The sequence below is a fragment of the Rossellomorea arthrocnemi genome (assembly GCF_904424705.1).
GTDB lineage: Bacteria > Bacillota > Bacilli > Bacillales > Bacillaceae_B > Rossellomorea > Rossellomorea arthrocnemi.
The window spans coordinates 18,600-33,704 of sequence record NZ_CAJGBF010000022.1; the positions used below are offsets into that span (position 1 = coordinate 18,600).

General features: G+C 43.2%; 12 protein-coding genes. All 12 read left to right on the forward strand.

The features are described 5' to 3' along the window. The first annotated feature begins 65 nt into the window (after positions 1-65). Positions 66-902: a pur operon repressor gene (gene purR / locus BAA9072_RS20200; protein ID WP_201716455.1), complete on the forward strand. Its 837-nt coding sequence runs from the start codon at positions 66-68 to the stop codon at positions 900-902. Positions 903-917: 15 nt separating this feature from the next. Then, positions 918-1,292 (forward strand): RidA family protein, encoded by a 375-nt coding sequence (locus BAA9072_RS20205; protein WP_201716456.1) that lies wholly within the window; start codon positions 918-920, stop codon positions 1,290-1,292. 170 nt (positions 1,293-1,462) lie between these two features. Beyond that, positions 1,463-1,756, forward strand: a complete 294-nt coding sequence (gene spoVG, locus BAA9072_RS20210; RefSeq protein WP_032085215.1) for a septation regulator SpoVG — start codon at positions 1,463-1,465, stop codon at positions 1,754-1,756. Positions 1,757-2,576: 820 nt separating this feature from the next. Beyond that, entirely contained in the window at positions 2,577-3,950 is a 1,374-nt protein-coding gene (gene glmU / locus BAA9072_RS20215) for a bifunctional UDP-N-acetylglucosamine diphosphorylase/glucosamine-1-phosphate N-acetyltransferase GlmU (RefSeq protein ID WP_201716457.1), read from the forward strand. A 13-nt stretch (positions 3,951-3,963) separates the two neighbouring features. Next, positions 3,964-4,923 carry a ribose-phosphate diphosphokinase gene (locus BAA9072_RS20220; RefSeq protein ID WP_201716458.1) on the forward strand — a complete coding sequence of 320 codons (960 nt, stop codon included), beginning with the start codon at positions 3,964-3,966 and terminating at the stop codon, positions 4,921-4,923. A 378-nt stretch (positions 4,924-5,301) separates the two neighbouring features. Further along, a complete protein-coding gene (locus BAA9072_RS20225) occupies positions 5,302-5,952 on the forward strand; it encodes a 50S ribosomal protein L25/general stress protein Ctc (RefSeq protein ID WP_201716459.1) in 651 nt (216 codons plus the stop codon). 88 nt (positions 5,953-6,040) lie between these two features. Beyond that, the gene (gene pth / locus BAA9072_RS20230) at positions 6,041-6,598 is read left to right on the forward strand and encodes an aminoacyl-tRNA hydrolase (protein ID WP_201716460.1); all 558 of its coding nucleotides are present in this window, start codon (positions 6,041-6,043) and stop codon (positions 6,596-6,598) included. Between the two features lie 114 nt (positions 6,599-6,712). Then, complete coding sequence (locus BAA9072_RS20235) at positions 6,713-6,943, forward strand: anti-sigma-F factor Fin family protein (RefSeq protein ID WP_201716461.1); 231 nt, start codon at positions 6,713-6,715, stop codon at positions 6,941-6,943. Between the two features lie 84 nt (positions 6,944-7,027). Continuing rightward, positions 7,028-10,558: a transcription-repair coupling factor gene (mfd, locus tag BAA9072_RS20240; protein ID WP_201716462.1), complete on the forward strand. Its 3,531-nt coding sequence runs from the start codon at positions 7,028-7,030 to the stop codon at positions 10,556-10,558. 760 nt (positions 10,559-11,318) lie between these two features. Next, on the forward strand, positions 11,319-11,855 hold the full coding sequence (gene spoVT / locus BAA9072_RS20245; RefSeq protein ID WP_098353695.1) for a stage V sporulation protein T: 537 nt from the start codon (positions 11,319-11,321) through the stop codon (positions 11,853-11,855). Positions 11,856-12,011: 156 nt separating this feature from the next. Then, positions 12,012-13,628 (forward strand): putative polysaccharide biosynthesis protein, encoded by a 1,617-nt coding sequence (locus BAA9072_RS20250; protein ID WP_230980956.1) that lies wholly within the window; start codon positions 12,012-12,014, stop codon positions 13,626-13,628. Positions 13,629-13,641: 13 nt separating this feature from the next. Further along, positions 13,642-15,102: a bifunctional methyltransferase/pyrophosphohydrolase YabN gene (gene yabN, locus BAA9072_RS20255; RefSeq protein WP_201716463.1), complete on the forward strand. Its 1,461-nt coding sequence runs from the start codon at positions 13,642-13,644 to the stop codon at positions 15,100-15,102. Positions 15,103-15,105 lie beyond the last annotated feature (3 nt).

A 15,105-nucleotide genomic window follows, 5' to 3' on the forward strand; every position in this document is an offset into this window, starting at 1 on the left:
TTGCCTAAATCCGTATATTAATGATATATTTACATTATAATATTCGGATTTAGGAGGTTTCTTTGGTGAAGTTTAAGCGCAGCGAACGATTAATTGATATGACGCACTATTTATTAGAACGGCCACACCAACTTGTTCCTTTGACTTTTTTCTCTGAACGGTACGGTTCTGCCAAGTCTTCCATCAGTGAGGACTTGACGATTATAAAGGAAACATTTGAAGGACGGGGTGTTGGTACGGTTCAAACGGTCCCGGGAGCAGCAGGCGGGGTGAAATATGTTCCAAAGGTGAACAGCCAGGAAGCAAAAGAAATGATCGAAGAGCTTTGTGTTCAACTCGAAAGCTCCGATCGTCTATTACCGGGCGGTTACCTTTACATGACAGATCTGCTTGGAAATCCTCAACTTATGAAGAGTGTAGGTAAACTGCTGGCATCTGCATTTGCTGAGAAAGATATTGATGTCATTATGACAGTAGCGACCAAAGGAATACCGATTGCAAACGCCATTGCCTCATATATGAATGTTCCAGTGGTCATTGTTAGACGGGACAGCCGTGTAACCGAAGGATCGACTGTGAGTATCAATTATGTATCCGGCTCATCGAAGAGAATCCAATCCATGGTTCTTTCTAAAAGAAGTTTGAAGGAAGGCTCAAAAGTATTGGTTGTCGATGATTTCATGAAAGCAGGAGGAACCATCAATGGGATGAAAAACCTGTTGGAAGAGTTCTCTGCTACTTTGTCGGGAATCGGGGTATTGGTGGAATCCAATAGTTTAGATGGCCGACTGGTGGATGATTACGTTTCAGTGTTAAAATTGTCTGATGTCAATGAAAAGGATAAACAGATTTCATTAACGGAAGGAAATTATTTTCAATCCGATCTAACATTTTTACCATAAGGGGAGGCATCTAGTATGCGAGTAGTTTCTACAAAGGAAGCACCAGCAGCAATTGGTCCTTATTCACAAGGTATTGTCGTAAATAATTTGTTCTACAGCTCAGGGCAAATTCCTTTAACGGCGGAAGGTTTAATAGTTGAAGGGGATGTAGCGGAACAGACGCACCAAGTGTTTCGCAATCTTAAGGCAGTATTATCGGAAGCCGGGGCATCATTGGAAACAGTTGTCAAAGCAACGGTCTTCATTAAAGATATGAATGATTTTGGGACGATAAATGAAGTGTATGGGGAATATTTCAGTAACCACAAGCCGGCACGTTCTTGTGTTGAAGTAGCCCGCTTACCGAAAGATGTCCAAGTTGAAATTGAAGTAATCGCACTCGTGAAGTAATCTTCGCGGGTGTTTTTTTGTATCAAAAAGAAGTATAGTTCAAACGAAATAGAAATAATGATGTGAAAAATAAAATTTTTCAAAAAATTTTACAATTTAAGAAGGAATATCTAAATAATTCGTTGAATACATAGAGTAGATTTCATCTAGGGAAAAAGGTGGTGAACAGAATGGAAGTAACAGACGTAAGATTACGCCGAGTAAACACCGACGGTCGCATGAGAGCTATCGCATCTATTACGCTGGATAATGAATTTGTTGTTCATGACATTCGCGTTATTGATGGGAACAATGGCTTATTTGTAGCGATGCCAAGTAAGCGCACTCCGGATGGAGAATTCCGTGATATTGCTCATCCAATTAATTCGGGTACTCGTGGCAAGATTCAAGATGCCGTTTTAGCTGAGTACCATCGTCTAGGAGAGCTGGAGGAAGTTGAGTTAGAGGAAGCCGGGGCTTCCTAAAAGGATCTAATAGCATCAAGAGCCTACTTTAGTAAGGCTCTTTTTTTTGTCTTTTGAAGCCATCTCTTAATGGGAGTAGTTTATACGTTTTTTGTATACCCAGTCTGATAGATTGCCGAAACCTCTAAATAAACAATTTTTTGTTTTTTGTGGTAAAGAAAAATCGACATGGGGTTAGAAAGGAAAAAGAGGAACGGTTGTGTTTTATAGAGAGCGGTCCATTATCTGACGATGCGAAGAAAAAACTTCTGTTATCGGTGGTGCCTCCGCTTTTCTGTGTGTCCAGCTCCGGCGGCTAGAGGCTCGAGGTCATAAGGCGGGCCTGAGCAAGCCGCCTCCGCTTTTCTACATGTCCAGCTCTAGGGGCTTGGGGCTCGAGGTCATAAGCCAAGTAACCCAAAAAGGCAAAGAGCGCCTTTCCGGGTTACTCGTCTTATGCTTGTCGCCCCAGGGCAAGCCCCTTCCGCTTTTCTGTGTGTCCAGCTCCGGCGGCTAGTCCCTCGAGGTCATAAGTCAGGAACACCAAAAAGGCAAAGAGCGCCTTTCCGGTGTTCCCGCCTTATGCTTGTCGCCTCTGAGCAAGCCGCCTCCGCTTTTCTACATGTCCAGCTCCAGGGGCTTGGGGCTCGAGGTCATAAGCCAAGTAACCCAAAAAGGCAAAGAGCGCCTTTCCGGGTTACTCGTCTTATGCTTGTCGCCCCAGGGCAAGCCCCTTCCGCTTTTCGTTTGTCAAATATATGTACTTTTGTATGAATCCTTGAAATGATAAAGTTTTTAGGATATATTCGTTATGGATAAAAAGGTTATTGGAGGACCAAAAATGACAAATCGATATGCCGTTATTTTAGCTGCCGGACAAGGTACTAGAATGAAGTCGAAGCTTTATAAAGTTCTTCATCCTGTGTGTGGCAAGCCGATGGTGGAACATGTGGTCGACCAAATTTCAACACTACATATAGAGAAGACTGTCACAGTTATCGGTCATGGCGCTGAGCTTGTGAAGTCGCATTTAAAAGGCAAGAGTGATTTCGCTCTTCAGGCTGAGCAGTTAGGAACAGCTCATGCAGTTATGCAGTCTGAAGATGTTCTGGGTGACTTGGAAGGTACGACTTTAGTGGTATGTGGTGATACGCCGCTCATTAAAGGAGAAACGATGGAAGCGTTGGTGAAGCACCACGAAGGTCAGGGTGCCAAAGCGACCATTTTGACGGGTCATACGGAATCCCCCGATGGATATGGAAGGATCATCCGTAACCGGGAGGGCTTGGTGGAACGCATTGTGGAACATAAGGATGCAACGGAAGACGAACGAAGCGTAAAAGAAATTAATACCGGTACCTATTGTTTTGATAATAAAGCGTTATTCGATGCCCTTAAGAAAGTTTCCAATGATAACGTTCAAGGTGAGTATTATTTACCTGATGTGATTGAGATCCTTCAATCGGAAGGTGAAATCGTCAGTGCGTATCAAACAAGTGACTTTGATGAGACGCTGGGTGTCAATGATCGTGTGGCCCTTTCTCAAGCGGAGATCACTATGAAAAAGCGCATTAACGAGGACCATATGCGGAATGGTGTAACAATCAAAGATCCAAACAATACGTATATCGATGCGGATGTGACGATCGGAAGAGATACGGTAATCCTGCCGGGCACGGTGCTGAAAGGCTGCACGGAAATTGGTGAAGATGCGGTAATCGGACCGAATTCAGAGGTGAAGGATTGTCAGGTTGGAGACCGCACAGTATTGAAGCAATCTGTTGCTCATGACAGCTTTATCGGATCGGATGTTCAAATAGGTCCATTTGCACACATCCGTCCCGCTTCTACTATAGAAGATGAAGTGAAGATTGGTAACTTTGTCGAGATCAAGAAAGCAACATTCGGTAAAGCGAGTAAGGCTTCCCACCTTAGTTATATTGGTGATGCTGAGGTTGGACGCGACGTCAATATCGGGTGTGGATCCATCACGGTAAACTATGACGGAAAGAACAAGCACCTGACGAAGATCGAAGACGGTGTATTCGTTGGATGCAATTCAAATCTGGTTGCACCTGTCAAGCTAGGCAAAGGTGCGTACATTGCTGCCGGATCTACGATTACAGAGGATGTTCCCGGGGAGTCTCTTTCCATTGCAAGAGCTCGCCAAGTAAATAAAGAAAACTATGTTCAAAATCTAAATCATAAGAAATAACGGGGGGTCCACAATGCCAAACTCTTATATTAATTCAAAGCTGAAAATCTTCTCTCTTAATTCAAACTACCATCTTGCAAAGGAAATTGCTGATGAGGTAGGGGTGGAATTAGGTAAATCATCTGTTAAACGTTTTAGTGATGGTGAAATTCAAATCAACATAGAAGAAAGTATCCGTGGTTGCGACGTATTCGTCATACAATCTACTTGTCAGCCGGTAAATGAAAACCTGATGGAGCTTTTAATCATGGTAGACGCGTTGAAGCGTGCTTCCGCTAAGACCATTAACATCGTAATGCCGTATTATGGTTATGCCCGTCAAGACCGTAAAGCGAGAGCACGTGAGCCCATCACAGCTAAATTAGTGGCGAACCTTTTAGAAACGGCTGGTGCTACACGTGTCATTACATTGGATCTGCATGCTCCTCAAATTCAAGGTTTCTTCGATATCCTGATCGATCACCTAATGGGTGTGCCTATCTTAGCGGATTACTTTGAGGAAAGAGGATTTAATACGGAAGATCTTGTTATTGTATCCCCAGACCATGGAGGGGTGACAAGAGCACGTAAGCTTGCAGAACGCCTGAAAGCTCCAATCGCGATCATCGATAAACGTCGTCCGAAACCAAACGTGGCAGAAGTAATGAACATCGTTGGTAATATCGACGGAAAAATCGCGATCCTGATCGACGATATCATTGATACTGCAGGTACAATTACACTGGCAGCCAATGCGTTGGTTGAAAACGGAGCGAAAGAAGTCTTTGCTTGCTGTACACACCCGGTATTATCGGGCCCTGCCATCGAGCGTATCGAAAACTCTAATATTAAAGAGCTGGTTGTTACGAACTCCATCCCACTAGGGGAAGAGAAAATGATCGGTAAGGTGAAGTCTCTGTCAGTAGCTCCTTTGATCAGCGAAGCGATCATCCGTGTCTACGAACAACAGTCTGTCAGCACACTTTTTGATTAAGAATTAATATTTGTAGTTTGTGCATATGAAGAAGAGCCTGTCCTGCATAAGGGACCGGGCTCTTCTTTTTACTTTTCTTTAGATTCTTTTTCGTAAGGTTGTTTTCGCAAACTTTGTTGCTTTTGAATTAAGAAGAGCTGGTTGATTTCTTGCCCCGCGGAAAGTAACTGTAACGGAAACCAACTACTGCTATTCTCTGGAAATCAAAAAAATTTACGGAAAAGAGCCTTTCTATAAAACCCCCTTGGAACAGCACTCCTTAACTACCTTTCCCGTCATTAAATGGTTTTTCTATGTTTATTTCAAATATGATTAGGGTAATTACTATATATAGAACTTTAACTAACATAAAAGATTAGGGAAGGTGTTGGATTAGACATGGCAACAGAATTAAAAGCAAATACGAGGAAAGATTTTAAACGATCTTCATTAACAAAGCTGAGACACGAGGGAAATATCCCTGGGGTAGTGTACGGCTACAAAGCAGATAATACATCCATCATGGTAGACGCCATTACATTCATCAAAACTATCCGCGAAGTAGGAAGAAACGGAATCATTTCTTTAAATGTAGACGGCAATAAACAAAATGTCATTTTAAGTGACTATCAACAGGATCACTTGAAGGATGCTGTCACACATGTTGATTTCCTCGCTGTAAATATGGCAGAGGAAATTGATGCAGATGTTCGAATCGAGCTTGTAGGAGAAGCAGCAGGTGTAAAAGACGGTGGTGTGATGCAGCAGCCGTTGCATGAGATATCTGTAACTGCCAAACCGAATGATATTCCTGAATCCATCGAAGTGGATGTTACCGAACTCCAAGTGGGAGAGACGGTAACAATCAGCGATATCCGCGACAAGTACAGCGTCACTTTAAATGAAGAAGACGATCGTACCATTGCTTCAATCCTTGCTCCAAGACAGGAAGAAGAAATCAACAGCGGCGAAGAGCAGGAAGCCGGTACGCCTGACAACGAAGAAGGCAGAGAATCAGAAGCCAGTGAAGAAAGTGAATCGAAGGAATAATAAAAACTCAATATTTTTTGGCGTAACCTTTTGCAGGTTGCGCTTTTTACGTTATTCTAAAGGTATAAGGTTAGAAGAGGTGTTAGAGATGAAGTTAATTGTAGGCTTGGGGAATCCGGGATCACAATATGAGAAAACGAGGCATAATATCGGTTTCGTTATTATAGATGCATTAGCCGATCGACTTGGTGTTTCGTTGAATCAGTCCAAGTTTAAAGGGGTTTACGGCACATACCATTATAAAGGTGAAAAAATCGTTCTGTTAAAGCCACTGACGTATATGAATCTGTCAGGGGAAAGCATTGTGCCCCTTATGGATTATTTTGAGGTTGCTGATGAGGATTTACTTGTCATTTATGATGATTTAGACCTGCCGGTAGGAAAATTAAGATTAAGGCAGAAGGGGAGCGCAGGTGGACATAATGGCATTAAATCGACCATTGCTCATCTAGGTTCCCAGCATTTTAATCGCCTGCGGGTGGGAATTGACCGTCCGATCAATGGAATGAGCGTTCCGGATTATGTTCTCGGTAAGTTTACGAAGGAAGAGTTGCCGGAACTGGATAAAGCCATTTCATCAAGCGTAGAAGCATGTGAAACATGGTTGGATAAACCATTCATTGAAGTGATGAATAAATTCAACTAACCATTTCATATACTGATTTCCCAGGGGTACTCACCATCCCCCGAATTTTCGAGTTGAATAACTCCCTTCCATCAGGTTCATACTAACAGTATCAATGTGTATGGAGGGAAGGATATGGCTATCCATTATCAGTGTCGACATTGTGGTACAAATGTAGGGACTCTTTCAAATGTAACTGTTCATTCAGAACAGCTCGGGATTCATATGCTGACGGAGGAAGAGCGGTTACACATGGTCCATTATCAGGACAACGGCGATATTCACGTCAAGACGATCTGTGAAGATTGTCAGGAGAGTCTGGAGAGAAATCCGGACTACCATGAATTAGATCATATCATTCAGTAAGAACGCTTTGGTGAAGAACCAAAGCATTTTTCTGTTTATACTTTTAGATTATCTATAGAAGAGTCAAAGGGGAGGAACGTACACTTGAAAGGTATTTTAAAACAGGTTCACCAAAGTGAAGAAATACAGTCCATCATCGCTGGAGTGGAAGAGCAATTATCGGAACAGCTTGTTGCAGGATTGTCCGGTTCATCACGGACAGCTTATATAGCGGATGTGTATTTACAAACGAATAAAGCCACCGTAGTGGTGACGCATAATTTGTTTCAAGCCCAGAAAATCTATGATGATCTCATTCAATTTTTATCCGAGGACGAAGTATATTTATATTCTGCTAATGAGTTGATTGCTGCAGAATTAAGTGTGGCAAGTCCGGAATTAAGGGCACAGCGAATTGAAGTGTTGAATAAGCTCTCTCAAGATAAGTTGGGTGTCTTTATTGTTCCGGTTGCCGGATTACGAAAAATCCTTCCGCCTAAATCCATGTGGAAATCGAACCAGATTCGTTTCCAAAAGGGTCAAGATATCGACTTGGATGAAATATTAAACCAATTGGTACAGATGGGATATCAACGGACAGGTATGGTCAGCACACCTGGTGAATTCAGTCTTCGTGGAGGGATTATCGACATTTTTCCTTTGACCTCCCAGAACCCTGTCAGAATTGAATTATTCGATACAGAAATCGATTCGATCCGCATCTTTTCAGCTGAAGACCAGCGCTCGATTGATAAACTTAATGAAATGGAAATAGGGCCGGCCACAGAGGTCTTACTGAAATATGAACATATAGAGCGGCTCATTCGTGAAATCAATACCGGACTGTCTGACAGCCTAAAGAAGGTCAAATCAGCAGCTGTAAAAGAAAAGCTGACAGAGTACATAGGACATGAAGTGGATCAGCTGGAAAATGGACAGGTCCCTGAACAGATCTTCAAATACTTGTCTCTGGCGTATGAATATCCTAGTAGTTTGCTAGATTATTTACCTCAAGACGGGGTCATCTTCTTCGATGAGCTCAGTCGTGTACAAGAAATGAGTGAGTCTCTTGAGAAAGAGGAGGCGGAATGGTATACCTCCCTCCTGCAAGAAGGCCAGATCATCCATGACGTACCCGTTTCCCATACGTTTTCTGAATTAGTTGGTAAGACAAAGCTGCCAAAGGTGTATTTCTCGTTGTTCCTGCGTCACATTCCCAACACCAGTCCGCAGAATATCTTCAATATTTCTACAAAGCCTATGCAGAATTTTCATGGACAGATGAATGTCTTAAAGGCTGAATTGGACAGATGGAAAAAAGGAAAATATACCGTTGTTTTATTGGGGCCAGATGAAGAACGGGTCAAGAAGCTTCAAAGGGTGTTGGACGATTATAAGATTGAGATCGCCTTTGTGAAAGATGGAGATAAGCTGCTGCCGGGCGCAATCCAAATGATTAATGGTAGTCTGACAAGCGGGTTTGAGCTTCCCCTTCAGAAGCTTGCGGTTATTACAGAAGAAGAACTATTCAATAAGAAAACACAAAAGAAGCCAAGAAGGCAGAAGCTTTCAAATGCAGAGAGGATCAAAAGTTATTCCGAACTGAAGGTCGGGGACCATGTGGTTCATGTGAATCACGGAATTGGTAAGTTCCTGGGGATTGAAACATTGGAGATCAATGGAGTCCATAAAGATTATCTCCATGTGAAATATCAGGGGAATGACAAACTCTATGTTCCTGTTGACCAGATTGAGCTTGTCCAGAAATACGTCGCCTCCGAGCACAAGGATCCAAAACTATATAAATTAGGCGGAAGCGAATGGAAAAAGGTCAAGTCAAAAGTTCAATCTTCTGTTCAGGATATAGCCGATGATCTTATCAAGCTTTATGCTGAACGGGAAGCGGCAAAAGGCTATGCATTCTCTCCTGACGGGGGCATGCAAAGGGACTTTGAATTGGCCTTCCCATATGAAGAAACCGATGATCAGCTGCGTTCTGTCAGTGAAATCAAGCACGATATGGAAAGGGAACGCCCGATGGACCGGTTATTATGCGGGGACGTAGGGTATGGAAAGACCGAGGTCGCAATCCGTGCAGCCTTCAAGGCAATCGCTGATGGAAAACAGGTAGCCATCCTTGTCCCGACGACTATTCTCGCACAACAGCACTTTGAAACGATCAAAGAGCGTTTTCAGGATTTTCCGGTGGAAATCGGTTTATTAAGCCGTTTCCGGACCAGAAAGCAGCAGCAGGAGACAACGCAGGGGCTGAAGAATGGAACGGTGGACATTGTAGTGGGGACCCATCGTCTCCTTTCAAAGGACATACACTATCGCGATATAGGTCTATTAATCATCGATGAAGAACAAAGGTTCGGTGTCACGCATAAAGAGAAGATTAAACAGTTAAAAACCAATATCGACGTATTGACTTTAACGGCTACACCGATTCCTCGTACCCTTCATATGTCCATGCTTGGGGTTAGAGATCTATCGGTTATTGAAACACCACCTGAGAATCGTTTCCCGGTACAGACCTATGTGATGGAGTACAACGGTGCCTTGATTAAAGAGGCGATCGAAAGGGAAATGGCAAGGAATGGCCAGGTCTACTTCCTCTATAACCGTGTTGAAGATATTGAAAGAAAAGCCGATGAGATCTCCATGCTCGTCCCGGATGCCCGGATAGCCTACGCTCACGGGCAAATGAGCGAGAATGAGCTTGAAGCAGTTATCTTAAGCTTTTTAGCAGGTGAATATGATGTATTGGTCACCACGACAATAATTGAAACGGGTGTTGATATCCCGAATGTCAATACGTTAATCGTCTTTGACGCCGATCGAATGGGCTTATCTCAGCTTTATCAATTAAGAGGACGGGTAGGGCGGTCGAACCGGGTAGCCTACGCCTATTTCACCTATCGTAAAGATAAGGTCTTGACAGAAGTAGCGGAAAAACGACTGCAGGCAATCAAAGAATTCACTGAGCTTGGATCCGGGTTCAAAATTGCCATGCGTGACTTAACGATCCGTGGAGCGGGGAATCTCCTGGGAGCTCAGCAGCACGGATTCATCGATTCTGTCGGATTCGACCTATACTCTCAAATGCTGAAAGAAGCAATCGAAGAGCGAAAAGGGGATCTTCCGAAGCAGCCTGAATCGAGCTTCGAGGTGGATATAGAAATGGATGCCTATATTCCGGATGATTATATCAAAGATGGTCATCAAAAAATCGAAATGTATAAACGATTCCGTTCCCTTTCGTCTCTTCCTGAGATTGAAGAGCTCGAAGAAGAGATCCTGGACCGATTCGGTGAATATCCCGAAGAGGTGGGCTATTTATTCCTCATCTCCGAAATGAAGATATATGCAAAGAATACAAAGCTTGAATCCATAAAACAGGATAAGAAAACCGTTAATATCTTTATGTCACCGACGGGAACGGCGCAGATTGACGGGTCCAAAGTATTTAATCTTTGCAACAAACACGGTCGTGCCGTCGGCCTCGGAATGGAAGGCTCAAAGCTCAAGATATCCATTAACACAACACGCTTGGAAGCCTCCAAATGGTTTAACATGGCATATGACATCATCAAACACCTTGATGAAGCGTTAAAAATAGAAGAAAACGTATAACCAATTTGATTATTTTTGGAAATGATAACATTTGATATCCCTGTCTCGATAAACCTATGGTATTGATTGGTGATAGTAAACAATTGAAAGAAAGAGTATAGGTAAGAAAAAACAAACCAATACACACTTAGAAATAAAACCTTGTATAATTTATAAAAATAAAGACACTCATGTTGATTGGAGAGGAAGGGGCTCGACTCCTGCGGGAAAAGCGGGGAATGAAGAAAAGCGGAGGCGGCTCGTTCAGTCCCGACAAGCATAAGATGAATGCGCTAAGAAGGCGTTCTTTGCCTTCTTGGTCCATTTAGCTTATGACCTCGAGGGGCTAGCCGCCGGAGCTAGACAAGTTGAGACCCCACAGGGCAAAAGCCCGAGGAGGCTCACTCACGCCCCGCGGAAAGCGAGCACCCTTCGTTCCAATCAACCAGCACTCACTTATTCATAAGTAACAAAGTCTGGGTATACTGCCAATCATTCCGATATAAAATGTGGAATATATTCCCTTCGTTATAATAATGTAACCAAAATGTAAACGCGCGGATTGTTTTACTTTACTATGATAAGGGTATTAGTATTTATGCAGCTGCCAACAATGGAAAAAGATACCTGCATTAGAATTTTAGTGAAATTACAGAAAAAATAACTGAATGTGTATAGAACTTCTAAGTTGTAAGATACTAATCTCAACAATGGTAAAGTATTCATCAAAGGTGAGTACATTGCCAAATAAAATCATCTGATGAAAGTGAGGCAACTATAGATGAAAGCAACTGGTATTGTTCGTCGTATTGATGATTTAGGGCGTGTCGTCATTCCGAAAGAAATTCGCAGGACATTAAGGATTCGTGAGGGAGATCCCCTGGAAATCTTCGTTGATCGTGACGGAGAAGTCATCTTAAAGAAATATTCCCCAATCAGTGAACTTGGTGACTTTGCTAAGGAATATGGCGAAGCATTATACGACAGTTTGGGAAGTGCCGTGTTGATTTGTGATCGTGATGCTGTCATTGCCATCTCCGGCGCTTCGAAGAAAGAGTATCTAAATAAGAACATCAGTGAACTCGTTGAGAAGGTAATGGATGACCGCACGTCTCTATTACACACTCAACAGGGACAAGCTGAGCTTGTCGAAGGACACGGTGAGGATCTTGCCTCCTACACGATTGCTCCGATTGTCGCAAATGGAGATCCTATTGGTGCTGTTGCGATTTTCTCAAAGGAACGTACAGTAGGCGAGGTGGAACAAAAGGCAGTAGAAACGGCAGCTGGCTTTTTAGCAAGACAAATGGAGTCATAACCTAAAGGAGTGGCATATAGCCGCTCTTCTTTTTTTTGCCGTCAAACAGCCATTGGAGAAAACATACAACTCTTATGGTAAAATGACCAATACATAAATGATTCTTCTTTGTCTGCTCAGATTGAAAAAAGTGGAACAGAAAGGCAGGAAAACGGGTTGAGTAAGAAGTACTCTTCCAATCAATTTTTGAAAGGTGCCATGGTCTTAACAATTGCGGCATTGGTAACGAAGATCTTAAGTGCTGTCTATCGGGTGCCGTTTCAAAATATTGTTGGAGATATCGGGTTTTATATATATCAGCAGGTGTATCCGTTTTACGGAATTGCCATCGCGTTATCCACTTATGGATTCCCCGTGATCATTTCAAAGATGGTAGCAGAGAAGTTAGAAGAAGATGATGAGGAAGGCGCAAAGAAAGTGGCTGTGACCTCCTTCCTATTCCTCTGTCTCGTTGGAATGACATGGTTCCTCACCGTTTACTTTGGTGCCGGAGTGATCGCCCGTTGGATGGGAGATCCCCTGCTTAAGCCGTTAATCCAAGTAATTTCTTTATCGTTCCTATTGTTAGCTCCTCTCTCTGTCATCAGGGGATATTATCAAGGGAAAGAAGATATGGTGCCTACGGCTGTTTCACAAGTAACGGAACAAGCGATCAGGGTCGCGACGATTCTCGTATTTTCAACCATCCTGGTATCAGAAGGATATTCCTTGTATATGACAGGGAACGGGGCACTGTTCGGATCGATCACCGGGGGTCTTGGAGGGGTGCTTGTTCTCTTTTCCTTCGTAACTGCACGCAGGGAAAAATTATTTTCGCGTAAGTACCTGTCTTTGCCTGTTGGTTATGTACATATCTGGTCCCGATTATTAAAGAATGGAACAGCCATTTGCGTAAGTGCCATGCTTCTGGTGTTATTCCAATTTGTTGACTCATTCAACGTCTACTCCCTTCTTTTATCATCAGGGATGGAAGCAGAAAGCGCGAAAACGTGGAAAGGGATCTATGACCGGGGACAGCCCTTTGTTCAGCTCGGAACCGTCGTGGCTACATCCCTTTCACTGACCATCGTTCCTTTGGTGACAAATGCCTATCTCAAAAGAAGAGATGCTTTAGTGAAGGAGTACAGCCAGCTGGCTCTTAAAATCAGCATTACCGTTGGGTTTGCTGCAACACTGGGGATCATCAACATCATGGTGCCAACCAATACGATGCTATTCGAGAATGCCCTCGGTTCCAAGGTCATAGCTGTATTTTGTCTATCGATTTTTTTCAGTTGTCTCATTCTGACGTTTTCTGGCATTTTTCAAGGAATCGGGAAGATTTATTACCCGGCATTCTGCATTTTAATGGGCATTATTGTGAAATACGTGGGCAATGTCTGTCTAATTCCTGTGATGGGAATCATGGGGGCATCCGTCTCGACTGTAGTCTCTTTAAGTTTAATCGCCATCATCATGGTGAGCTCTTTAAGAAGACGGTTTCCCATCCGTTTCCTTACACTCTCTTTTTATAAACCATTGCTGATGGGCGGGGTAGCCATGACAATTGGATTACAGGGGCTGTTTTGGATTTATGCTACACTTTTAGATAAAGGAATGCCTGCTCGTCCGCTTTCCGTCCTTTTCTCATTAGGGGGCGTTTGTATCGGAGGCCTCATTTTTCTTACCGTGTTTTTAAGAGGGAACGTACTCTCAAGAGAAGATATCAGCTTCTTGCCTTTTGGAAGTAAGTGGGTGTGGCTGATGAATAAAGTTCAGCCAAATAATAAGTAGCGAGGAGATTCACATGAATACCATATTGATAGTCGGGTTAGGTGCAGGAGATATAGAACAACTGCCATTAGGAGTGTATAGACGGATTAAAAGCAGTACCCATCTTTATTTGAGGACAGATCAGCATCCCGTCGTAAAGGATTTAACAGCAGAAGGGATCATGTTTCATTCTTTCGATGCTGTATATGAAAAATATGATCAGTTCGATCTCGTATATGAAGAGATTGTCCGTGAATTGATTGCGGCTTCGGAACAGCATTCTATTGTATATGCCGTGCCGGGTCATCCATTGGTTGCTGAAAATGCTGTCCAACTGCTTCTGGATCTTCACAAAGAAGGAAAGATTCAGGTTGAGATCGGTGGGGGACAAAGCTTTATCGATGCTTTGTTTGCTTCCGTCGGAGCGGATCCGATTGATGGATTCCAACTTCTGGATGGGACCAGCTTAAAGCTTCAAGATATCCATATGAATCAACAGCTCATCATTGGACAGGTGTATGATGCCTTCATTGCTTCTGAAGTAAAGCTCACTCTAATGGAACTTTATCCTTATGATTATGAGGTCATGCTCGTAACGGCTGCGGGGAGCGGGGAAGAAAAGGTGGAGCGGATCCCGCTGGTGGAGCTTGACCGGGTTGCCGATCTCAGCAATTTGACAAGTCTCTATGTACCGGCTGTGAAAGAGATGGAATCCTCATTTAAGCAATATGCGACCTTAAGGGAAATCATCTCCACGCTGCGGGGACCGAATGGCTGTCCTTGGGACAAAGAACAAACCCATCATTCCCTCAAAAAATATCTTCTTGAAGAAACGTATGAGTTATTGGAAGCCATCGAAGAAGAGGATATGGATCATATGGTTGAAGAACTGGGGGATGTCCTTCTTCAAGTCATGCTTCATGCGCAAATAGGCGAGGATGAGGGCATGTTCACCATGGAGGAAGTCATCGAAGGACTTGCGTCCAAAATGGTCCGAAGACACCCTCATGTGTTCGGGTCGGTTCAAGTGGAAAACACGGAACAAGTGAAAGCGAACTGGGAAGAAATCAAACGCAGCGAAAAACAGAACGAAATAGAACCGATGCTTAAGAACGTGGCAAAAGGGATGCCGGCAATCCTGAAGGCGTATGAATACCAGAGAAAGGCTGCGAAAGTAGGTTTTGATTGGGCAGACCCTAAAGGTGCATGGGAAAAAGTATGGGAAGAATTAAAGGAATTTGAAAGCGAAGTCGAGAATAATAGTGAACACGACATGAAAAAAGAATTTGGAGATGTGTTATTCGCGCTTATTAACGTGGCAAGATTTTATAAAATTTTTCCCGAGGAAGCATTAGCCATGACAAATACAAAGTTTTACCGGCGTTTTTCCTTTGTAGAGGAGCAGGTCTTGAAATCAGGAAAGAGCTTTAAGGATTTTTCATTGGAAGAGTTAGACCAATTTTGGAACGAAGCGAAAAGTATGAATATCGAATAAGGG